The 24099-nt window shown below is 54.0% G+C and carries 18 protein-coding genes and 1 riboswitch; of the genes, 2 read left to right on the top strand and 16 right to left on the bottom strand.

Features of this window, described 5'->3' with window-relative positions; translation table 11 throughout:
* Window positions 1-5 precede the first annotated feature (5 nt).
* The 3 genes from ACK8P7_RS03850 to metA form a co-directional block, all read right to left on the bottom strand.
* On the bottom strand, window positions 6-674 hold the full coding sequence (locus ACK8P7_RS03850; protein WP_410042911.1) for a 5-formyltetrahydrofolate cyclo-ligase: 669 nt from the start codon (window positions 672-674) through the stop codon (window positions 6-8).
* Window positions 675-783: 109 nt separating this feature from the next.
* Complete coding sequence (locus tag ACK8P7_RS03845) at window positions 784-2841, bottom strand: ATP-binding protein (protein ID WP_410042910.1); 2058 nt, start codon at window positions 2839-2841, stop codon at window positions 784-786.
* Between the two features lie 669 nt (window positions 2842-3510).
* Window positions 3511-4515, bottom strand: a complete 1005-nt coding sequence (gene metA / locus ACK8P7_RS03840) for a homoserine O-succinyltransferase (protein ID WP_410042909.1) — start codon at window positions 4513-4515, stop codon at window positions 3511-3513.
* Between the two features lie 186 nt (window positions 4516-4701).
* Window positions 4702-4806, top strand: a riboswitch (SAM riboswitch).
* Window positions 4807-4966: 160 nt separating this feature from the next.
* Between metA and metK the strand changes: the two genes are divergently transcribed.
* Together metK and ACK8P7_RS03830 are read left to right on the top strand one after the other, a co-directional pair.
* Window positions 4967-6025: a methionine adenosyltransferase gene (gene metK / locus ACK8P7_RS03835; protein ID WP_410042908.1), complete on the top strand. Its 1059-nt coding sequence runs from the start codon at window positions 4967-4969 to the stop codon at window positions 6023-6025.
* 10 nt (window positions 6026-6035) lie between these two features.
* Window positions 6036-6731, top strand: a complete 696-nt coding sequence (locus tag ACK8P7_RS03830; RefSeq protein ID WP_410042907.1) for a hypothetical protein — start codon at window positions 6036-6038, stop codon at window positions 6729-6731.
* 87 nt (window positions 6732-6818) lie between these two features.
* On the opposite strand, the gene tpiA is transcribed toward ACK8P7_RS03830, so the two are convergent.
* The 13 genes from tpiA to fba form a co-directional block, all read right to left on the bottom strand.
* On the bottom strand, window positions 6819-7568 hold the full coding sequence (gene tpiA / locus ACK8P7_RS03825) for a triose-phosphate isomerase (protein WP_410042906.1): 750 nt from the start codon (window positions 7566-7568) through the stop codon (window positions 6819-6821).
* A 73-nt stretch (window positions 7569-7641) separates the two neighbouring features.
* Window positions 7642-8862: a phosphoglycerate kinase gene (locus ACK8P7_RS03820; protein ID WP_410042905.1), complete on the bottom strand. Its 1221-nt coding sequence runs from the start codon at window positions 8860-8862 to the stop codon at window positions 7642-7644.
* 84 nt (window positions 8863-8946) lie between these two features.
* Window positions 8947-9960: a type I glyceraldehyde-3-phosphate dehydrogenase gene (gene gap / locus ACK8P7_RS03815; RefSeq protein ID WP_410042904.1), complete on the bottom strand. Its 1014-nt coding sequence runs from the start codon at window positions 9958-9960 to the stop codon at window positions 8947-8949.
* Between the two features lie 234 nt (window positions 9961-10194).
* Window positions 10195-11889, bottom strand: a complete 1695-nt coding sequence (locus ACK8P7_RS03810) for a Na/Pi cotransporter family protein (RefSeq protein ID WP_410042903.1) — start codon at window positions 11887-11889, stop codon at window positions 10195-10197.
* A gap of 164 nt (window positions 11890-12053) precedes the next feature.
* Window positions 12054-12890 (bottom strand): N-acetylmuramoyl-L-alanine amidase, encoded by an 837-nt coding sequence (locus ACK8P7_RS03805; RefSeq protein ID WP_410042902.1) that lies wholly within the window; start codon window positions 12888-12890, stop codon window positions 12054-12056.
* A gap of 252 nt (window positions 12891-13142) precedes the next feature.
* Window positions 13143-13985 (bottom strand): undecaprenyl-diphosphate phosphatase, encoded by an 843-nt coding sequence (locus tag ACK8P7_RS03800; RefSeq protein ID WP_410042901.1) that lies wholly within the window; start codon window positions 13983-13985, stop codon window positions 13143-13145.
* A gap of 21 nt (window positions 13986-14006) precedes the next feature.
* On the bottom strand, window positions 14007-14684 hold the full coding sequence (locus ACK8P7_RS03795) for a uracil-DNA glycosylase (protein WP_410042900.1): 678 nt from the start codon (window positions 14682-14684) through the stop codon (window positions 14007-14009).
* 92 nt (window positions 14685-14776) lie between these two features.
* On the bottom strand, window positions 14777-15472 hold the full coding sequence (locus ACK8P7_RS03790) for a metallophosphoesterase (protein WP_410042899.1): 696 nt from the start codon (window positions 15470-15472) through the stop codon (window positions 14777-14779).
* Window positions 15469-17385, bottom strand: a complete 1917-nt coding sequence (locus ACK8P7_RS03785) for a BMP family ABC transporter substrate-binding protein (protein WP_410042898.1) — start codon at window positions 17383-17385, stop codon at window positions 15469-15471. The genes ACK8P7_RS03790 and ACK8P7_RS03785 overlap by 4 nt, the downstream gene beginning before the upstream one ends.
* 218 nt (window positions 17386-17603) lie before the next feature.
* Entirely contained in the window at window positions 17604-18788 is a 1185-nt protein-coding gene (locus ACK8P7_RS03780; RefSeq protein ID WP_410042897.1) for an N-acetylmuramoyl-L-alanine amidase family protein, read from the bottom strand.
* A gap of 69 nt (window positions 18789-18857) precedes the next feature.
* Window positions 18858-20783, bottom strand: a complete 1926-nt coding sequence (locus ACK8P7_RS03775; protein WP_410042965.1) for a sugar phosphate nucleotidyltransferase — start codon at window positions 20781-20783, stop codon at window positions 18858-18860.
* A gap of 163 nt (window positions 20784-20946) precedes the next feature.
* Window positions 20947-23082, bottom strand: coding sequence for a glutamine synthetase III (locus ACK8P7_RS03770; RefSeq protein WP_410042896.1), 2136 nt, complete (start codon window positions 23080-23082; stop codon window positions 20947-20949).
* Between the two features lie 97 nt (window positions 23083-23179).
* Window positions 23180-24043 carry a class II fructose-1,6-bisphosphate aldolase gene (fba, locus tag ACK8P7_RS03765; protein WP_410042895.1) on the bottom strand — a complete coding sequence of 288 codons (864 nt, stop codon included), beginning with the start codon at window positions 24041-24043 and terminating at the stop codon, window positions 23180-23182.
* Window positions 24044-24099 lie beyond the last annotated feature (56 nt).

Genomic DNA, 24099 nt, shown 5'->3' with positions numbered 1-24099 from the left:
ACTCCTTATTTTCGATGAAACAGCCCCTTCAGGAACGCACGGATCCCACCCGCCGGCAGCTCCTCCGCGAGCTCCTCCCGGAGATCGTCGCTGGCCAGTCGCGGATTATAGACCTTATCCTCGGAAAAGACACGGTTCATCGTGACGTCCTGCGCATCCACCGGCACCTCCGGCAGCATCTGCGCCCCATAGCAGAGACAGTACATATACATCGTCTGTCCCTGCAGGAAGCGGTCATAGTAGCCCGCCCCATGGCCCAGCCGCCGGCCATAGCGATCCGCCGCGATGCATGGCACCACCGCCAGCGCGATCTTATACGCATCCACCACTGGCAGCCCCGCCTTCGGCTCCAGCAGTCCATACGCCCCCGGCACGAGATCGTCCCAGCTCATGATCTGCACCGCCTCCATACGATGTTCCGGCCCAGGGACGCAACGTGGCACCGTTACGAGCTTTCCCATCTGCCAGGCCGTCTCGATGATCTCCCGCGTCGACGGCTCGTCCTCCGTATTCACGTAGCAGAAAATCGAATCCACCTGCTGAAAAATCGGATAGCAGAGAAAACGTGTCGCGATCTCCGCACTCGCCTGCGCACGGTACTCCTCTGTCAGTGCTTTCTTTTTTTCACGGATCAGTGCCCGCGCCTCATCCTTCGTCATATTCTCTCCATTCATATCCCGAGCTCCTCTTTCGGAAGCATCGATTCCGTATGGTGCGCACACAGGATCGCTCCGCCGGCGTTTCCACCTCGGTGCCGCTTCCTGATGTAAACATTGGCCTGCGTCAGAGCCAGCGCAGCAGTGTCGGCAGCAGCACGGCCATGTCGATCGGCTTCGCGACATGCGCGTTCATCCCGGCATCGAGCGCCACCTGGCGATCCTCCGCGAAGGCGTTTGCGGTCATCGCGATGATCGGAATGCCTGCCTTTTTCACATCCGCCATACCGCGGATCTTTGCCGCCGCCTCATAGCCGTTCATTCCCGGCATCTGAATATCCATGAGTATGAGATCATAGTAGCCCTCTGGTGCCTGTGCCAGCATCGTGCAGCACTCCTCTCCATCCGCCGCACGCTCGATGAGAAGTCCTTCCTCCCCGAGCAGCTCGATCGCGATCTCGGCGTTCAGCTCATTGTCCTCCGCGAGCAGAATACGGCGTCCTCTGAGCTTCGCGTGCTCCGCTTCCGCCGATGTCTCCGGCGACGAGTATACTTCCTCCCGGGAAGCGAGCGTCAGCGTGAGGTCAACGGTGAACTTCGTGCCGACACCCTGGGTACTCTCCACCTGGATCGTGCCACCCATCTGTTCGATGAGGGATTTGACGATCGGAAGTCCGAGACCGGTGCCGACGACCTTATTCTCCGTCGTGGTATGCTCTCTGGAAAATTCATCGAAGATGTGAGGCAGATAGTCCACACTCATGCCGATGCCGCTGTCCTCACAGGTGAAGCGATAACATGCCTTCTTCTTATCCTCGGACGGAAGCTCATGAATCTCCACGCGGATGGCGTGTCCATCCGGGGTGTACTTGATGGCATTGCTCACGATATTGAGATAGATCTCCGCCAGCTTCGTCTTGTCACAGTACGCAAACTTATGCGGCACATGGGCGTCCTCGGAGTACTGGATATTCTTTTTCTGGATGTCGGCTTCAAACACCGTATTGACGGAGTGGAACAGTGCATTGAGATCCGCCGCTTCGAGCTTCAGCGTCACAGTACCGCTTTCGATTCTGGCCATCTCCAGCACCTGATTGATGATGGTCAACAGCAGGCTGCTTGCGTTCTGAATCTTCCGAAGATAGCCTCTCGCCTTTTCCTGATCATCGAGATTTCGATTCAGCAGCTCCGTGAAGCCCATGATGGCGTTCATCGGCGTCCGGATATCATGGCTCATATTGAAGAGGAAGCGTGTCTTCGCTTCACTCGCCTCCTGCGCCTCTGCAGCCGACAGCTGCAGCTTCTCGGCATACTGCTGTTCGTGATAGCGTTTCATAAAGAACAGATAGAACAGCGCAGCGATCAGAAGCGATAAAACATAGCAGATCACGACGTCAGAAATCCAGTAGGATATCGGAATCCAGCCATCCGATGGGATGATATCGAAGTACCAGCTGTCATTCGGAAGCGTGCAGTCTACCGTCAGTCGATCCTTCGGAAATGAATGCGGGCACTGCACCAGCACATTCGGCTCGCCGGTCACACTGTCCTCTTTCCAGATCCGATAGCAGTAGTCGGCTTCACTCAGACGGTCGAGTCCCATCTTCGCCACAAACTTATCCCAGTCGATGACCAGGACGATGAAGCCCCAGAACTCCCGCTGCTCCGCAGTATTCATCTGATATACCGGATTAAACAGAAGCGCACCGATGCCACCCTGTCTGAGCTCAAACGGGCCCGCGATGGTATATTCCATACTTTCTTTCGCCAGCTTCGCATCGACCGCCCGTTCATGCGCCGTCAGCAGATCGAGCCCGATCGCTTCTGCGTTTTCCTCCATCGGATAAATCTCCGCGACGACCCCCTTCGGTGCCAGCTCGAAGGCCTTCACCACACCATCTTCATTCGGAAGCATACTCGCCAGCGTAGAGAATCCCTCCTCGTTCAGCTCATATCCGGCCAGAATGACATTTTCCAGCACATTCGAGCAGGTCACATACTCATCCAGCTGAGACTGGATTCTGCGAACTGTATTCTGTGCGGTATACGTCGCTGCAGCCTGTTCATTTTTCCTGATATTTCCCAATAAAAAATAAGCCAGAAAAAGTGCACTCACGAAGGCGATCAACCCGACCACGTAGCACTTTCTCTGTATTTTCTTCTCCACCGGGTTACGTTTCACCATAGTATGCACTCCATTTCTGCTGTCTATGTTCATTATAAGGCGCATGGACTGCAGATGCAAAAATAAAAATATTTTCCTCTGACAAAAGTATTGCTAAAAGTTTTTCCGAGTGGTACTATATAGGCACAAGATAAAAAAAGATTCGTTAACAGAAAATCTTCTGACGAGAAAGGAAGATTCAGACGTTAACAAAGTGGTGATTCGACAAATCACCGAAACGATAAAAAAGGAAGGAGGTATGAAAACGATGATTCCAGCACAGTTCGTTGATAATATCTCCGGGCTTCACGAAAGATAAAATCCATCGATAACAGCGCATAAGCGGTCATGTTATTCAGCATCGGAGTGTTTCTCCAGATAAAGGATCTTTCACCAGGCCCGCGCGATATTATCATCTTTATAAAAACAAAATAGAACAGATATCCAGAAAAGATAGCACAAAGCTATTTTAACCATATAGGCTTAGTACCTAGAGGAGATACTCCGTTGTACTATTAAGTTTTTAAATCGAATATGGAACATAAAACCTAAGCTTAAATGCTTATAATATAAAGAGGAATCCGAAACGGATTCCTCTTTTCATGTTCTGTATGTATTCTACCCCACGACACTGTCCAGGCGCGGCCAGACGCACGTCATATACGTGCACGCTTTCTTCGACACATCTCTTCAGCTCTGCTTCTTGCCGGCCATCATGATCGTATCACGCTCTTCTACATGGTCGCCCTTCAGATAGCTGTCTGCCTGTACCGGTGACAGCTCATGAAGATCATACGGGGTCTCCTGGTACACGAAGTTCAGCCAGTTCGTGTAGGTGCAGTTCGAGGTCGAACGCCAGCTGAGGATGGGTTCCTTTGACGGATCATCATCCTCATAGTAGCCGACCGGGAGCTTCGGATCGAGGCCCTTCTTCACATCGCGTTTATACTCCTTATCGAGGTCGTACTTATCATACTCGGAGTGGCCGGTGATGAAGATCTGACGGCTCGAGCAGGCGAGGATCATATAGCTGCCGCCCTCTTCCGGCTTCACCGCTTCCGCGACGACGTAAAGCTCTGGATTCTTCCGTACCGCCTCCTCATCGATGCCCGTATAGCGGGAGATTGGCACATTGAAATAATCATCCATACCGCGCATGATCATCTTCTTCCGGTGGAGCACCTTCTGACGATAGATCCCGGAAAGCTTTTCCGGGAGCAGACGCTTCTCGATGCCATAATGATAGTAGAGTCCGGCCTGCGCCCCCCAGCAGATGTGAAAGGTCGAGAAGACATGGGTCTCGGACCACTTCATGATTTCCGTAAGCTCCGGCCAGTACTCCACCTCCTCGAACGGAAGCTTCTCGACCGGTGCGCCGGTGATGATCAGACCATCGAAGTACTCCTGCTCCACCTGGTCCAGGGTCACATAGAACTTATTGAGATGAGAGGCGTCGGTATGCTTCGACTCGTGGGTCGCCACGGTCATAAAGGTGATCTCTGTCTGAATCGGGAAGTTCGACAGCACGCGGAGGATATCGAGCTCCGTGTCCTCCTTCAGCGGCATCAGGTTCAGAATCGCGATCCTAAGCGGTCGGATCTCCTGAGACTGCGCTCGCTTCTCATCCATCACAAAGATGTTCTCGTTCTCCAGGATATGCTTCGCAGGTAAATCATTCTGTACTTTAATCGGCATAGGGTACCTCGTTTATGTTTATGATCAGACCAGTATAGGCGATTTATGAATGAAAATGTACAGGAAAATGCATTTTCATGCAAATAAATGAAACTGAACCAAATTATATCTCGAAATCCTATTGCACACAACCAAAACTCATGCTATAGTACTATCCGCACTTGAGAAATCGGTGCGCAATTTCATAACTTATTCAGAGACGGTGGAGCTACATAGGAGCGATGAAGCCGCAGCAACCCCGGAAACGGAAGGTGCTAACCTGAGCGAACGTTTTGTTTCGAGCAATAAGATGCGGATTTTCAGCCTGTCGATTGTTCGGCAGGCTTTTTTATACATCAGTCCCCTGCCGGGAGACTCGTTCATCGAACATTCCGGCACCGTGCTTCACAGCGACTGATCCGCAAAAGACACTTCGAAACACCATTTGGCTTACGCCAGAAAGGATTTACACATGTTATTTTCATCAGAGCAGGTATCCAACGGGCATCCGGATAAGATCTGTGATCAGATTTCCGATGCCATCGTAACCGACATTCTGCAGCACGATGAGCTCAGCCGTATCGCAGCCGAGACCATCATCAAGGATTACGAAATCACCGTGATGGGTGAGATCACTTCCAACTATGAGCCGGATTACGACAAGCTGATCCGCGATGTACTCCGCAACATCGGTCTCACCGATGTCGAGAAGTACAACATCCGTTACCTGATTTCCAGACAGTCCCCGGACATCGCGATGGGTGTTGATAACGACGGTGCCGGCGACCAGGGTATGATGTTCGGCTATGCGACGAACGAGACCGCGGAGATGCTGCCGATTCCATACGTTCTTTCCACGAAGGCGCTGCTCAAGCTGCGTGCCTACAACCTGAAGGACGGCTTCCGGAAGTTTCGTCCGGATGCGAAGGCACAGGTATCCTTCGATTATGATACTCACCGCATCGACACCTTCCTGATCTCCACCCAGCATGCCGAGGAGACCTCTCTCGACGAGGTACGTGAGATCGTTTCCGGCATCATGAAGGAAACCGCAGAGGAGATGGGCCTCAACACCGACTTCCGTGTGCTGGTGAATCCGACTGGCCGCTTCGTTCTCGGTTCCTCCTTCGCCGATTCCGGTCTGACCGGTCGTAAGATCATCGCCGACACCTATGGTGGAGCCGCACATCACGGCGGCGGAGCCTTCTCCGGTAAGGATCCGAGTAAGGTCGATCGTTCCGCTGCCTATATGGCACGTAAGATCGCCCGCGACATCGTAAACGCCGGCAAGGCGGATCGCTGCGAGGTACAGCTGGCCTACGCGATCGGCGTCGCAGAGCCGGTTTCCGTATATGTCGACTGCTTCGGTACCGAAAAGCAGGATCGTAATACCATCTGGGAGGAAATCAAGCACAACTATGACCTGACTCCGAAGGGCATCACCCGTGCGCTGGATCTCCGCCACGTAGATTACAACCTGGTATCCAGCTACGGTCACTTCGGCAAGTCCGAGCTTCCATGGGAGAAGTAACTTGTCCCAGATGAAGTCAAAAGAAAAGACACTCTGGCATGATGGTCTTCAGTACGATCTGCTCCTCGGCATCGCCCTGGAGCTGATCGTACTTTTCGTTTCCATCCTCTTCTGGCATATGCAGTTCCCGAAGCTGGCCGTCGCGAAGGCAGCGGTCCTGAACCTCCTGTATCTCGTGCTGGCACTCCCACTGCTCGTCGGCATCTTCGGGCTCTCGGCACGGTCGATGGAAAACACCTTCTGGACCCGGCTCTTCACACAGCTCGCGTGGCCGGCACTCCTTGCCGGTGTCCTCGCTGCCCTCATCCTCTGCCTGATCCCGCCCTACTGCTCCGGCAGTACGAAGCCGAAGCAGTATATGCAGATCGATCAGGGCATCGACGAAAATATGCTGGCCGACCTGCAGCAGCTCTTCCCGGAGACCATCCTGCCGACCGCCGGTGATGTCTCCTACCAGTACTATAAGTACACGAGTATCCTCGAGAACAGCCTGCACATAAGCCTCGGCGAGACGCTCGACGAAGCCAGCTTTCAGCGTGAAGCTGCCCGCATCGATGCTCTGCCGATGCTTACATCCGGCACCCGCACGGAAGGCGAGAACATCACGCTCATCGATCTCCAGACCCCGGAGGGTCTCCTCCTGCACCTGAGCCTCGACGCCGCCTGCCACCGCATCATCTACTCTGCCAGCTGCCAGCACCACTAATCTTAAGAATTTCGTAAGGGGGTCTGACCCCATAAAAATGACCCCATAAAAAAACGGAACCTTCAGCGGTTCCGTTTTTTGTAGGGATTACTTATTGTAGTTTACGATGGTGCCGAAGTCCGGCTTCAGAGAAGCACCGCCGATGAGTCCGCCATCGATATCCGGCTGTGCGAGGAGCTCCTTGCAGTTGCCGGCATTCATGGATCCACCATACTGGATGCGGATCGCCTCTGAGGTATCAGTGTCATAGATCTCACCGATGGTCTCACGGATCGCCTTACATACCTCTTCAGCCTGTGCGGAGGTCGCCGTCTTACCGGTTCCGATCGCCCAGATCGGCTCGTACGCGATAACGACACCCTTCGCCTGATCAGCGCTTACGCCCTGGAATGCGATCTTGATCTGCATACGGATCCAGTCCTCAGTGATGCCCTGCTCTCTCTGCTCGAGGGACTCACCACAGCATACGATCGGCTTCAGACCCTTCTCAAGTGCCTTCAGAAGCTTCTTATTGATGTCCTCGTCGGTCTCATGGAAGTAGCCTCTTCTCTCGGAATGGCCCATGATCACGTACTCTACGCCCGCATCGACGAGCATGTCTGCAGAAATCTCACCGGTGTATGCACCCTTATCCTCGAAATACAGGTTCTCTGCGCCTACATGTACATTGCTGCCCTTTACAGCATTGACCACTGGTACGAGGTCGATAGCTGGTACACAGTACACAACGTCCACGTCCTCATTCTGCACAAGTGGCTTTAATGTCTCGACGAGCTTCAACGCCTCAGAAGGAACCATGTTCATCTTCCAGTTACCGGCAATAATCTTCTTTCTCATATAGATACCTCTTTCTAAGATGATGAAAAAAAGCCGGAGGCACTCCCACGGAAGGCCTCCGGCCACAGTTCAATTAGTTCTTATCGTCTGCTGCAGCAACACCCGGAAGCTCCTTACCCTCAAGGAACTCAAGGGAAGCGCCACCACCCGTAGAGATATGGCTCATCTTATCGCCATAGCCGAGCTGGTTAACCGCAGCTGCAGAATCACCGCCACCGATGATGGTTGTCGCATCGGTATCTGCGAGTGCCTTCGCAACGGCCTTCGTACCAGCCGCAAGGGTCGGGTTCTCGAATACACCCATCGGTCCGTTCCATACAACGGTCTTTGCGGACTTTACAGCCTCTGCATAGAGCTCAGCAGTCTTCGGTCCGATATCCATGCCCATCTTGCCAGCCGGAATCTTGTCAATGTCTACAACCTCTGTGTCGATCGGTCCATCGATCGGATCTGGGAAGTGATCGGTGATGACGGCATCTACCGGAAGAAGAAGCTTCTTACCAAGCTGCTCTGCCTTTGCAATCATCTCCTTGCAGTAGTCAAGCTTCGTCTCATCACAGAGAGAAGAACCGATCTCGTAGCCCTGTGCCTTTGTGAAGGTGAATGCCATACCACCACCGATGATGAGGGTATCGCACTTCTCAAGGAGGTTCGAGATAACATTCAGCTTATCTGCAACCTTCGCACCGCCGAGGATCGCTACGAAAGGACGTACCGGATTCTCAACCGCCTGGCCGAGGAACTGGATCTCCTTCTGCATCAGGTAGCCGACCACATGCGGGCCATTGATGTACTTGGTAACACCAACATTGGAGCAGTGTGCTCTATGTGCAGTACCAAATGCATCATTTACGAATACATCTGCGAGAGAAGCCAGATCCTGTGAGAATGCATCACCATTCTTGGTCTCCTCTGCTCTGTAACGAGTATTCTCGAGAAGAATCACATCACCGTCCTTCATCTCTGCAACGGCTGCTCTTGCGTTTGCGCCGACAACCTCAGGATCTGCTGCAAACTTTACTTCCTGGCCGAGAAGCTCGGAAAGTCTCTTTGCAACCGGAGCGAGGGTCTTGGAAGGCTTATCCTCCTCTGTCTTCACCTTACCGAGGTGGGAGCAGAGAATCACCTTGCCACCGTCCGCGATCAGCTTCTTGATGGTCGGAAGTGCAGCGACGAGTCTGTTCTCGTCGGTGATCACACCATTCTTCAGAGGAACGTTGAAGTCGCATCTGCAAAGGACGCGCTTGCCCTTTACATCGATATCATCCACTGTTAACTTGTTTAAACCTGCCATAATAAATCTCCTTTTATAAAAAGAGGCCAGGCCCATGAAGGCCGGACCTCTTTAAAGTCATATCCCTATATATTCTGAGAGGAATTAGTCAGCAATCAGAGAACCGAAGTACTTGATTGTTCTAACCATCTGAGATGTGTAGGAGTTCTCGTTGTCATACCATGAAACAACCTGTACAAGAGTCTTGCCGTTGCCCATCGGGAGAACCTTGGTCTGAGTAGCATCGAAGATGGAACCAGCCATGGAGTTGATGATATCGGAAGATACGATCTCGTCAGTGTTGTACTCGAAGGACTCAGTCTCCTCAGCCTTCATCTGAGCGTTAACCTCATCAGCGGTTACTTCCTTAGCAACAACTGCATCAAGGATGGTAGTGGAACCTGTAGCTACAGGAACACGCTGAGCAGCGCCGTTCAGCTTGCCATCAAGCTCTGGAAGAACAAGGCCGATTGCCTTTGCAGCACCGGAGGATGCAGGAGTGATGTTCTGAGCACCTGCTCTGGAACGACGAAGGTTGCCCTTTCTCTGCGGTCCATCGAGGATCATCTGGTCACCAGTGTAAGCGTGTACAGTGGTCATGAAGCCGGACTCGATCGGAGCGAGGTCGTTAAGAGCCTTTGCCATCGGAGCGAGGCAGTTGGTGGTGCAGGATGCAGCGGAGATGATCTGATCATCAGCTGTAAGAGTCTTGTGGTTTACGTTGTAAACGATGGTCTTCAGATCCTTACCAGCAGGTGCAGAGATCACAACGTGCTTAGCACCAGCGTTGATGTGTGCCATGGACTTCTCCTTAGAGCAGTAGAAACCTGTGCACTCGAGAACTACGTCGATGTCAAGATCCTTCCAAGGAAGGTTTGCAGCATCCTTCTCCTTGTAGATCTCGATCTCCTTACCATTTACGATGATAGAGTGATCAGTAGCCTCTACAGTACCGTTGTATCTGCCGTGGGTTGTATCATACTTAAGAAGGTATGCAAGCATCTCCGGGCTGGTCAGATCGTTGATTGCTACAACATCATAACCCTCAGCCTGGAACATCTGTCTGAATGCGAGACGACCGATACGGCCGAAACCATTAATCGCAACTCTTACTGCCATAATAATATCCTCCTGATATTTTAATGAAATAAATGGTTACATAAACATTTCCATTAGCATCTGTTATTGTATGCTATCAAATGTCTTTTTGCAAGTACAAAACAGTGATTTTGTGAAAAATTTCACAGCGAATTTACAATTCGACACGTGAGCCCGGAGGGCGAGCGGCAGAAGCCATACACAAAGACTGTGCTTCTGTCACTCGCCCTCCGGGCTCACTGACTGAATATAAAATTACTGCAGCATGGATTTTACGTAGCCCGCGATGTTGTCGGCGTGGTCCGAAATACGCTCGAGGTCACCGATGACATCGAGGAAGGCCACACCTGCGGAGGTACTGCACTTGCCCTCGCTGAGACGCTGCATGTGATGCTCACGCATCTCACGCTCCATCCTGTCCACGATATCCTCGGAGCGCTTCGTATCGATGACTTCATCGATGCTGTTATCTTCGAGTGCATTGATAGACAGGCTGAAGCTTGCCTGCGCCTGCTGTCCGATCTTCTGAAGATCCTGGATACCCTTTTCTGTGAAGTGCACGCCGTTGTCGAAGATATATTTCGCCTTTTCGACGATGTTCTCTGCATGATCACCGACACGCTCCATATCCGTCAGTGTATTCAGCATCCGGGTTACCTCAAACTTCTGACGCTCGCTGAGGGACAGCTGGTCGATCTTGATGAGATAATTCGTGAGAAGTCCCGTCATATGGTCGATCAGCTTCTCCCGATCATGCACATCCTGAATCAGCTTCTCGTCTCCGCTCTCCAGTGCACCACAGGCGTCGTTGATATTGACCGCGACGACACGGCCGAGGTTGACGACCTCGCTTTGGGTCGCCGCCAGGGCGATCGCCGGGGACTCCAGGATACGCTCATCGAGATGGCGGCGGAGACGCTGCTCTTCGATGTTCACCTTATCCTCTGCGGTCTGTGCGCCTTCGGCGACGGTTTTCTCCGGAACGAATGCGCCGGAAAGCTTCACGAGAAGATCACCGAACGGATAAAGCGCGAGTGTACAGCACACATTAAAAATCGTATGGAAGATCGAAATCTCCACCGGCGTAAGCATGCCGTTGAAGAACTGCGGCACTGCGAAGGAGGCTGCAAAAATCAGTACTCCGAACATCACAGCACCCGCCACGTTAAACAGCAGGTGAATGCAGGCAGCCCGCTTCGCTGTGCGGCTGGTACCCGTCGCGGAAATCACCGCCGTCACGCAGGTACCGATGTTCTGTCCGAGGGTGATATAGAAGCCGGAGGCTCTCGGAACCGCTCCTGCAAGCGCCAGGGTCTGCAGGATAGAAACCGAAGCAGCGGAGGACTGGATGATACCGGTCACGACGGCACCGACCAGGATGCCCAGGATCGGATTTCCGCCGATCGCACGGAACGCATCGGAAAAGATCGGTGAATCCGCATATGGGGATACCGCACCCGACATGAACTCGAGGCCGATGAAGATGAAGCCGACACCGATACAGAAATTACCGATCAGGTCATCACTGCCCTTCTTGCCAAACAGGATACGGAACGCACCGATGGCGATCAGTACCGGTGCAAAGAAATCCGGCTTCAGCACCGTCAGCATATCGCTCGAAATCTGTGTCAGCGATACCATCCAGGCCGTGATCGTCGTACCGATATTCGCACCCATGATGATGCCGACCGCCTGTGAAAGATTCATGATGCCGGCATTTACGAAGCCAACGACCATGACCGTCGTCGCAGATGACGACTGCACCAGTGCCGTGATCGCCGCACCGAGCACCACCGCCATAAAGCGGTTCTTCGTCACGATGTCCAGGAATCCCGAGATCCGGTTACCTGCCGCCTTCTGCATGCCGTCACTCATGACCGACATACCATACAGGAACATACCTAGTCCGCCCAGAAGACGGAACAGACTCGCCACATGATCTACTGTCATAATCACCTCTAGATAAATGTCGATGTAAAATCGAACGCCAGGCAGCAACCCCTGCCAAGTCGGATTATAACAGACCGCAAATTTCGTGTAAACCGTTCGTAAAGTTCCTTCGCAGATACAAAAAAGAGGCGGAGGGACATCCTCCACCTCTGCCCGCACAGTGCTCAGCCCTGTGCAGCTGTAAAACCATAATAAATGTTGATGCCATCCAGCAGTCCGGCTGCGATCTTGTCGCAGGCCGCCTGGCTGTGGTCACTGGCCTTATCCCCGACCTCGATATCCACTGACGGTACCGTCGAGTAGGCGGTCTGGGTCAGATCCATGTCCATGCTGCCACTCGAGAACACCTTCATACCCGATGCCTTGAGTCCTGCGATGAGGCTCTCACCAAGCTTCTCATGCTTCTGCCAGTAGCTCGCCACCGGCTCCATCGACTTCAGTGCATCCGGTGTGCTCATGAAAAAGACGCCCTTGTTTGACTTCGTGGAATCGAAGTGGATCGCGATATGGCAGTCCGCCTTATTGTTTGCGATGACCGTACGTGCGATATTATCGAGCTGTACATCCTTATCATCACGAATCATGAGCACATCGTAGCCATCCGCCAGCAGCTTCTGCTTCAGACTCTCGGCGACCATCAGGGTCGCCACCGGCTCCGCCGTACCATCGGCGAAGGTCATGCCGCCGGAAACGGCCGTCGCAGTCGTGCTGCCGGCGGCCGTCGAACCGCCGGTTACCTTTTTCGATCCATCCGGATGACACAGGGTCCGTACCGATCCGCCGCCCTTCGTACCGTGGCCTGCATTGACCGCCACGGTAATGCCCTTTCGTGCACTCTCGGCGACATCTGTGGTATAGAGGACGGCCTTTCCGGTGTTGATCTTCGAATTACCGGCATACTTCCAGTCCAGATTCAGTCCGATTTCTGTGCTTGCGAGCGAGCTCATGCACATACATACGGAAAGAACAGCTGCCGTGATCAAAACGCTTAATTTCTTCATGTTCTTCTCTCTTTCACTCCATCGTATACATCATGGCACAGGGCGCGGATCATCTATACGATGCCCTGCCCAGCACGCCCCTCAGCCGCACCCACCCTGCGGATGGGCGACTGTATCCATCGCTGCCGGACATCTCTATGCTCGTTTTCTTTCTACACTAGAAGTCTACGCGAAAAAAAAGAGGCATGCAACAACGAAACACGAACATAGCTCTTACATATTTCTTACGTTTATCGCGCAGATCCGTCCATATCAGTGAAGCAGTGCCGAAATCGCGAACCAGATCAGGACGATGATGCCGAGGCCGATACGATAGTATCCGAAGATGGCGAAGCTGTTCTTCCGGATGTAGCGCATCAGGAAGTTTATGCAGTATACGCTCACGATATAGGCGATGACCATACCGAGGATCAGATAGAAGAGCTGCGGGCCGGTGAAGGCGAAGCCGAACTTGATGATCTTCAGGAAGCTCGCACCGAACATGACCGGTACCGACAGGAAGAAGGAAAACTCTGCAGCCGGTGTACGTGCGACGCCGATCAGCATCGCGCCGAGGATCGTCGCGCCAGAACGGGAGGTACCCGGAATCAGTGCGAGGCACTGGAAGAGACCGATATAGATCGCGGTGCGCATATCCAGATCCTGCAGACGATTGATGTGAAAATCGACCGTTTCGTTCCGCTTCTCGATCAGAATGAAGAACACACCATACAGGATCAGCATCAACGCCACGACGAAGCCGTTATAGAGATACTTATCCAGGAGGTCATCGAAGAGGATCCCGATGACGGCCGCCGGGATGCAGGCGACGATGATCTTGATCCAGAGATCGACGCGGGATGGCACGAGGCCGACGCGTCCATTCGAGCGACGACGTGCAAACGGCCAGAGCTGACGGAAGAAGGTGGTGATGACCGCGAGGATCGCGCCCAGCTGGATCACGACCTCGAAGACCTTATAGTACTCATCCGGCTGGTTCAGCCGGATCAGCTCATTGACGAGAATCATGTGTCCTGTACTGGAGATCGGAAGCCACTCGGTGAAGCCCTCCACGAGTCCGAATACGATAATTTTTAAGGTTTCAACAAAACTCATTCTATTTCCTCCACATATTGCTTATGCCTGTCGATTTTCGATCTGCCAGTCGATCGGCGTGAGGCCGTGTGCCTCCAGGTACTGATTTGTTTTCGAGAACGGACGTGAGCCGAAGAAGCCACGATAGGCACTCAGCGGACTCGGGTGCGGCGACTTCAGAATCAGATGCTTCGGATTCCGCAGCATCGCCTCCTTCATCTGAGCCGGACGGCCCCAGAGGATAAACACCATCGGGCGGTCGATCTGATCCAGTACCCGGATCGCCGCATCAGTGAACGCCTCCCAGCCGATGCCGTGATGGCTGTTCGCCTGATGTGCCCGCACGGTCAGCACGGTGTTCAGCATCAGCACACCCTGATCCGCCCACTTTTTCAGATACCCGTTATCTGGAATCGTGCAGCCGAGGTCGTCATGCAGCTCCTTATAGATGTTCACGAGGGATGGCGGGATGGCCACCTCCGGCTTCACCGAAAAGCAGAGCCCATGGGCCTGTCCCGGCTCGTGGTACGGATCCTGTCCGAGGATCACCACCTTCACCTTTTCCAGCGGAGTGAAGGAAAAAGCATTGAAAATATTCTCTGCCGCCGGATAGATCGTCTGCGTTTTATATTCCTGATCGACGGTATGGTACAGCTGTTCATAGTACGGCTTGCTGAATTCCGCCTCCAGCGGCTTCAGCCAGTCATTCGTAATCATCATTTCTTTCTCCTGTGCACACTTTCGTGCATTCTTTCGCCGACGGGTCAACGCACATACCGATCCGTGGTCGGTACGACGCGCGCAGCATATATTTATCCGTGATAAACATTGTGACTCCGGGACCTGGAAACATTCTTATAAAGATCATACAGGAGGGATCCCGTCTTTCCTTCCTCCGGATAATCATCGCCGCTCTTCAGATCCAGCACATACTTCCCGTAGCAGTTGATGATCGTCGTCCCGCTCGGATGCGTCCGTACGCGCTGAAAATCACCGCCGTAGCACGGATGTACATGACCATGAATCATGTATTTCGGATGGTAGCGTTCGAGCAGCTCGTTTAAGCAGCGGAAGCCCTGATGCGGCAGGTCATCCATATCACCGTAGCCCTGCGCCGGCGCATGTGTTACCACGATATCGAAGCCGTTTCGCAGTGCGATGGCCGAGCGAAGCCGGTCGATCCGCTTCTCCATCTCACGCTCCGTATACATATAGTTTCCTTCTTTATACCGCATCGAGCCGCCGAGGCCCAGGATGCGAAGTCCGCGAAAATCATAGATGCGATCGTCCACGCAGTCACAGCCGAGCGGCGGCATCGTATCATAACAGTTGTCATGATTTCCATGCACATAAAGCAGCGGTGCATGTCCAGCCGTCACCAGAAATTCGAGGTAATGCGGATTCAAATCGCCGGCAGACACGATGAGGTCGACATCCCTGAGCTCGGCCGGATCGTAATAATCATAGAGCTTCTTATCCTCTTCGTCTGCAATCAGTAATACCTTCATAATGAACCTTTCAGAAATCCGCTGATACGGATCAGCTCCTGTGCCCGCTGATTAAAGGCCTCGAGCTTCGGAATCTCACCGATGATGTTATCATTGAGCCAATGCATATTCACGATCTCTTCGCTGGAGAGCCGTGGTGCCTGCGCGTCCTTTATGAGGCCCTCCTGACTGTGGATTTCTCCGTCAAACGGATGGATTCGTCCGGATAGAACACCCTCGCGAAGCGCCGTCAGCATCTTCCGGGAGGCATAGTGGAGCTGCCCGGAAAGAATCACATCGATGACCCCGGATTCCATACCGAACCAGAAATTCAGTGCCTCATGTGACTTCGTAAGTCGGCTGTTGTCCCAGGAGCCTTCCAGAATCGAGCGGAGGATGATCTCATAGAAGCGTCCCCAGTCGAAGATCGGCGTGGCAATGTTGGATACCGCACCGTCCTCTGCTATCCGATAGACGCCGAACTCTCGCGACAGCTTCTTCGCCGGTGTCAGTTCCGGTCCGGAGATCGTCCGGATGCCCTGACTGAGCAGCGACTTCTTCCAGTCATGATCCCGGAGTGCCGACCACTCGAGATGGATCCGGGCATATGGATTGATCATCTGTGCACCGATGGCGAAGGCATTGACGTTGGAAAGCGTGCCATACAGCGGGCAGAGCTCCGCGTAGCCGATCTCGTCACCGTCCGTCACCGAGGCCGCGAGCGCGCCCATCAGGAACTTCGCCTCATACATACGGCCATAGTAGGTCCGGATCGAATTATAGCTGCTGTTTACTGAGCAGTTCAGGATATGGATCTTCGGGAAGCGGACCTTCGCCTGTACCGAAGCCTCCACCATCATGCCCGTCGTCGTAAAAATCACCTGTGCGCCGGCAGCCGCTGCCTCATCGATCGCGGCACTCACGCGTGCCGGCGTATCGCAGTCCGCCCAAGTCAGGGTCTCAAGCTGCGTGCCGAAGCGTCCGGCGATGTAGTTCCGTCCGAGCTCATGCTGGTACGCCCAGCTGGAGGTCTCCGGATTCTTCTCATAGATAAAGGCCACCGTCAGCTTCCGGTCCGCGCTCTGCTGCGTCAGGCGCTTAAAGAAGGAACTGTCCTTCTGGAGGACATCCGGGGTTTCCACGAGCCGGATATCCTCCGGCTCCTTCAGGAATTCATGCCAGATCTTATCGAGGTTCGCATCGATTTCCTGCGTCGAGATATGCTCGAGGCTCTTCGCGCCATAGATGCGAAGATAGATGAGGAAGGCATCACCACGGGTGATATCGAGATGTCCGCCGCCCTTTCGAAGAAAGCGCTCCGCAAAGCGGAAGAAATCTGCCTTTACATCATTGCGCACCTCCGACGTCCATGGCTTCTCCATGGACAGTCCGAGGACCTGACAGAGCTTCTGATAGGACCCCTCTTCCGAAAAGCAGATACCATAGATGCCGCTCACCTTAAAGAAATCGACGAACTCGAAGTAGATGCGGTTCGTCTTGTCATCGGTATGCTGTGGTAGCAGTCGGATGACGTCCGCGAGGATGGATACCATGCCGGTAAAGCGCGAAACCGATACGCGCTTGTTGCCCTCCTGCACATAGAAGCGCCCCATGTACTCATACACGAGGATCGCGTCCCGGATGCCCTCCTGAACAGCAGAATCATAGAGTGCCGACCACTTCATCGAAAACTCGGTCTTCGGCGGCAGCAGCGGCATGAAATTGCTGGCGAAGGCCTCCTGCCGGCCATGCGTCTTCGTGCCGGCGATGTCGGCGATCGGAATCTCGACCAGTCCGATATGATTCTCTGCAAGTATGCTTTCCGGCTTCACGATATCATCGAGCGCCGTAAGATATGGATAGCGTCCGAATGTGATATCCCGGCGGTACTGACTCTCCCCCATGTGCCAGGCCTTCGTATAATCTTCGATCATCGCGATCCCCCTCTCTGCTTCATCTGATGACTGCGTCTTAAAAACAAAGCTATAATACTCTATCTCAGCGGACAATGCTACAGCCTGCGGCATCATCGCGAAGCAAATTATACCGTTTGCCACCGTCTGACAGCAGTTCAGCCAGAGCCCCGAAGGGTTCTGGCTGAGTGTTTATGTCTGCTTCGATTATGTACTTTTCCGATTTGTTATTTTGATTTTTACATCGGTCCCGTCAGGCTGCCGACCTTCAGTTCCTCGATCGCGCCGGAGGAACTGGTCGTCGTGCTCACCGGTGAGGACGTCGTCACATTGCTGCTTCCGCTCACAGAGCCCGGTCCCGCCGCCTGCGTCGTTTCATACTGTGATACGCCGCCCGGACCGGCCGTCGTGCTCGTCCCCGGCTCACTCGTCGTGATGTTCGAGCTTCCGGTGCTGCCCGGTGTCGTCACCGTCGAGCTACTGCCGCCTGGTGTCGCTGCGGTCACAGCGTTGCCGCCAGAGGTGCTCGTGGTGGTGCTGCCGGTACTGCTGGTGCTGCCACCTGCGTGGGTTACAGAAACACCGCCGATCGCCGAGGTGCAGGCGCCGTTCGCATCGAAGCTGTAGTCTGTGCCGCCGATGGTCACGGTCTTTCCTGCAATCATCTTACCGTTGTTTAAGTAGTAGTACGCACCCTTCGACTCGAGCCAGCCTTCAATCATCTTGCCATTCTCGCCGAAGTAGTACCACTCGCCCTCGATCTGCTTCCAGCCCTGGGCCATCTTTCCGCTTGAAGTATCCAGATAGTACTTGTGTCCCGAGGTATCGGTCTTCCATCCGGTCTGCATCACGCCCTTCGCGTTCAGGTAGTAGTAGCTTCCCTCCTGTGCGTACCAGCCCGTCTGCATCACGCCGTTCGACTCGAAACGATACCAGCTGTTATCGATCTTCGCCCAGGTATCCATCAGCAGGGTGCCGTCACCCGGCTGGAAATAGTACCACTTATCGCTGATCTGACGCCAGCCGGTCGCCATCGAGCCATCGCCCTTCAGATAGTACCAGCGGGTCGTCCCGTTCTCGGTCAGCTTCAGCCAGCCCGTCTGCATCACACCATCCGTCTTCATGTAGTACCACTTGTTATCGATCTGGCGCCAGCCGGTCACCATGAGACCGTTCGAGCGGAAGTAGTGCCAGTTCCCGTTGATCTTCTTCCAGCCCGTCACCATATATCCGTCACTGCCGATATAGTAGTAGCCGGAAGAGGTATGGATCCACTTGCTGTAGATATACTTATTCGTGGAATCGTCCACGTAGTAGTACTTGCCATCCTTCTGGCCCCAGCCTGCAAAGCTCGGTGTCGCAAACGCCGCACATCCGATCGCCAGGGTGAGTCCCAGGACACGCATTTTCGCCTTCATATTCATAGTGTCGCCCTCCGATTGTTCATAGCTAGATTCTATCACGCTTTTGCGCGTCTGTTCCATAAGCTTCGCTTAAATTTTCCCCGAATTTCGTAAGAATTTATACGAATCCTTAAAGTATCGGTACATTCGGAGCGTGTAATCGCCGAAGCTCTCCCCGAGCGCCATCTTGTATACACACCAGAGAGCCCATAAAAGCCCGCCGAGCCCCATATAGGCGACGACCAGCGCATAGGCTTCCTCGTCGTCGAGTCCCTGGAGGGCAATGCCTCCGTCCGCCACATCGTCACCGGACGCTCCCGTCGTCGTTTCCGACAGGGACGGTGCTTCGCCGATCAGTGCCGTACGATAGAGCTCGATCAGCTGCTTCGTCTCCTCGAAGCTCATGTAGGAGTAGATCGCCGCCATCGCAAGATCCGTCAGCGGATCTGCCATGCCACAGTACTCCCAGTCGATCATCTTGAGCCCCTCGTCCGTGAAGATAAAATTATCCTTTACGGAATCGATGTGGGCGATCGTCTTCGGACGCTGCTGCGCCGCTACGAAGCGGAAGACCTCCTCCGCATGGAGACGCACCTCCGGATAATCCTCAAACGGGATCACCGCACCCGCCTCACGGATGTACGTCTCATAACGCAGCATCTCCTCATGAAGATCGAAATCATGCTTCAGCACGATGCCGGAATTATGCAGACGCTTCAGAAGTGCCATGCACTGCCGAAGCTCCACCGGATTCCCGTAGTCTGCATTGCGCGCCCCATGATAGTAGCGGGAGATCTTATAGCCGTTCTCCGGATTGAAGTACACGAGCTCCTCGGTGATGCCGAGCTGCGTCACTGCCTGGTACACCTCGCCCTCGTGGAAACGATCGATCAGCTTTTCTGTGCCCGGTCCCGGGATACGACAGATGTAGTCCTTTCCACGGTACTCCGCCGGTGCCTCCGGTGTATCCAGCACCGAAAAGTACCAGGACTTGTTCGTCATCCCGGCCTTCAGGCAGCGGATGTGCACGATACAGGACTCCGGGATGCCGAAGACCCGGGACACGAGCTGCATCGCTTCGGAGCCGGAATGATTGACATACTTCTCATCGAACTGCCGAAGCTCCTCGAGATTTTCGAACTCATAGATCTCCCCCTCCGGCTGCTTATTGATATAGATCGGCGGCAGCAGCTTCAGATTCCGAATCAGTACATCCTCCCAGTAGAACTGCTCCGTGCCGGGCATCCGGTAGTAGCTCTCGATGAACGGCAGAAACTGTTCCGAAAACTCCTTCGTAAAGTACACCGGCCCATACATGCACCACTGATCACAGCCACCGACCCGCACATCCCGGATCGCACCGTTTCGTGCGGTCTCGATCGCCCATTCCCGGGTCTCCCCCTTCATGAAGCTCGCCGCATACCAGGCATCCGCCTCATAGCGATGGTACATATTCTCCCGCATCCAGTTATCGGAGGACAGAATATAGCAGTTGTGCCCCCGGAGCACCGACGCCGCATGGTGCATCGTCGCCAGTGTGTTCTTCGTCGCATATTCCGGATTGTAGATCAGCTTCACCTGGTACTTATCGATGAGGTACTCGAACTTCTCCTTCAGGTACCCGACCATGATCGTGATATCCGTGATCCCCACCTCATGAAGCTGTCGGATCTGACGCTCGATCATCCGCTCCCCGAAAACCTCGAGCAGGCCCTTCGGTGTCTCATACGTGAGCGGCACGAAACGGGAGCCGAAGCCCGACGCCAGTACGAGCGCCGCGTCCACCCGATGGGCCTCCAGGTGCTGCTGCCCTGCCTCCGTCAGTTCATACAGCACATTCCGGCCACGCCCCTCATCATGGCTCAGCTTTCGGAGAAGCCCCTGATTCACCGTCTCCTGCAGGAGCTGATTTGTCTTCCCCAGCGACACTCCCAGCGCTCCCGCCAGGTCCCGCTGCGTACTCTCTGCACGCTCATATAAAGTCCTCAGAATAATCGTCGTCTCCCGCTCCAGCATCGTGTTCCCGCCTTTCACCTTTTGTTCATTTACCTCATATTTTTCTTGTTTTCGAACATGCTATCATATTTTTTATGTGATTTCAATATTCTATAGACGGCGGGGCGCCTCCACAAAGCTTTCAGCTTCGTGGAGGCGCCCCGCCGGTACTAGCGTTCGCATATTAAGGCTCGGAAACCTCGAAAATCATATCACCATAGCTCGGATACGGCCACAGATCCTTATCCACGATCTGCTCCAGCTCATCGACCGGTGTACGCAGTGCCCGCATATCCGGCACGATCGTATCGTGGTATAAACGTGCCTTCTTCTCGGCATCCTTCTCCGGACCATACAGCTCGACATCCTGCAGCAGCTTCGTTCGCGCCTGCTCCATATCCGAAAGCAGCTTCGACGCATGCAGCAGAAGTCCCTTCTGAACCGATACATCCGCCTCCGGGCATGCCTCGCTCACCTTGCGGATCGAATCCGCGAGACGCGTGGTGTAGTGGATGACCGCCGGGATGATCTGCTTGCCGGAGATGTTGATCATCGCACGTGCCTCGATATTGATGACCTTCGAGTACTGCTCGTACTCGACCTCCTCACGGCTCACCAGCTCGGCCTCTGTATAGATACCGAACTCCTTAAAGAGCTTGATCGCCTTCTCGGTGGTCAGGGCCGGAATCGCATCCACCATGGACGGAAGATTCGGAAGACCTCTGCGCTCTGCCTCCTCTACCCACTCCTCGGAGTAGCCGTTTCCGTTAAAGATGATCCGCTGGTGCTCGGTCAGGAGCTTCTTGATGTAATCATGACACGCATCGCTGAAGTTCTCTGCCTTCTCCAGTACGTCGGCGGCTTCCTTAAACTGCTCTGCGACGATGGCATCGAGGATGATGTTCGCACTTGCGATGGACTCGGCCGAACCCACCATACGGAACTCGAACTTGTTACCGGTAAAAGCAAACGGTGACGTACGGTTACGATCGGTGACATCCGCATAGAGATCCGGCATGGTGTTGACACCGGTCGGAAGGATCTTGCCCTGCTTCGACTCGGTCGCATAGCCGGTACCGATCAGCTGCTCCACGACATCCTCGAGCTGGGTGCCGATGAACGCAGAAACGATCGCTGGTGGCGCCTCATCCGCACCGAGACGATGCTCGTTTCCGACATCCGCCGCACTGAGACGGAGAAGATCCGCATGCTTATCGACCGCAGCCAGTACGCAGGACAGCACGAGCAGGAACTGAATATTCTCATGTGGTGTCTCGCCAGGATACATCAGATTGATGCCATCATCCGTTACGAGCGACCAGTTGTTGTGCTTACCGGAGCCATTGACACCGGAGAACGGCTTCTCATGAAGCAGGCACTCGAGACCATGGCGTGGTGCGGTCTTCTTCATGACCTCCATCACCAGCTGGTTATGGTCGACCGCAAGGTTCGCCTCATCATAGACCGGTGCCAGCTCATGCTGTGCCGGTGCGACCTCGTTGTGCTCCGTCTTCGCGGTGACGCCGAGCTTCCAGAGCTGCACATCCACATCGCGCATGAAGGCAGCGATGCGATGACGGATGGAACCGAAGTAGTGGTCATCGAGCTCCTGGCCCTTCGCCGGCATCACGCCGAAGAGGGTACGCCCCGTATAGATGAGGTCCTTCCGCTTCAGATACTTGTTCCGGTCGATCAGGAAATACTCCTGCTCTGCACCGACGGATGGCTTCACCGACTTCGATGTCGTGTTACCGAACAGACGGAGAATACGCAGTGCCTGCTCATTGATCGCCTGCATGGAGCGAAGCAGCGGGGTCTTCGTATCCAGCGCCTCACCACCGAAGGAACAGAAGGAGGTCGGGATGCAAAGTGTTACGATTTCGCCATGCTCTCCCTCGCGACGAAGGAAGGCCGGGCTGGTGCAGTCCCAGATGGTGTAGCCTCTCGCCTCAAAGGTCGCACGAAGTCCACCGGACGGAAATGAAGAAGCATCGGCCTCACTGCGGACCAGCTCCTTGCCGGAGAACTCCATGATGACCTTACCGTCGGCATCGGCGGCCGAGATAAAGGAATCATGCTTCTCTGCGGTGATCCCGGTCAGCGGCTGGAACCAGTGCGTGTAATGGGTCGCACCGTTCTCGAGTGCCCACTCCTTCATCGCCTGCGCAACCGCATCCGCGATGGTCGGATCGAGCTCGTAGCCCTCTGTGATGGTCTTCTTCAGCTTCTTATAGACTGCCTTCGGAAGACGCTCCTGCATCACCTTGTCGTTAAAGACATCCTCACCGAAAATTTCCGTAACATTTATAACTTCACTCATTTATTGTCTCCTTCTACTCCCCTATGAAAGGCAGGACATAGTGCGTGAAAAGAACCCGTCCCAGGATCTGGGACAGGTTCTAAAAGTAACCGTTAGATTAAGCCTTGTGTGCGGAACCGAATACAGCGATACGTGCCTTGCACTCCTCGATGATGGCCTCTGCACCCGGCTTCAGAAGCTTACGAGGATCGTAGCCCTTACCCTGAAGATCCTTACCAGCCTCGATGTACGCTCTGGTCGCCTTGGCAAATACGATCTGAAGCTCGGTATTTACGTTGATCTTTGAAACACCGAGAGAAATGGCCTTCTGGATCATCTCATCCGGGATACCGGAACCACCATGCAGAACCATCGGAAGATCACCGATCTGCTCCTTGATGGCTGCGAGTACATCGAAGTCGAGACCCTGCCAGTCTGCCGGATATACACCGTGGATGTTACCGATACCAGCTGCAAGGAAGTCTACACCGAGATCTGCGATGCGCTTGCACTCTGCAGGATCTGCCTTCTCACCGGCAGAGGTAACACCATCCTCTACACCACCGATACCGCCGACCTCAGCCTCCAGGCTGCAGCCATGCTCGTGTGCGAGCTTTACGAGCTCCTTGGTCTTCTCCACGTTCTCGTCGATGTCATAGTGTGAGCCATCGAACATAACTGACGTAAAGCCGGCCTCGATGCAAGCCTTCGCTCCATCGTATGTGCCGTGGTCAAGGTGAAGTGCCACCGGAACGGTGATGCCGAGCTCCTCAACCATCGCCTTTACCATCGCAGCAACGGTCTTAAAGCCGGTCATGTACTTGCCTGCACCCTCGGATACACCGAGGATTACCGGAGACTGCACCTCCTCGCATGCGAGCAGTACAGACTTCGCCCACTCCAGATCGTTGATGTTGAAGTGTGGTACAGCATAGTGACCAGCCAGTGCCTTATCAAGCATTCCCTTAGCGTTAACTAACATTGTATTTCCTCCTAATAAAACAGCATTTAGAAACTATGTGAATATATTAACACAGC

Origin of the sequence: Oribacterium sp. P9, from assembly GCF_046365365.1 — a bacterium.
Classification (GTDB): Bacteria; Bacillota; Clostridia; order Lachnospirales; family Lachnospiraceae; genus Oribacterium.
Note: the sequence above shows the minus strand (reverse complement) of the source record. Positions and strands in the feature narration are given on the sequence as shown.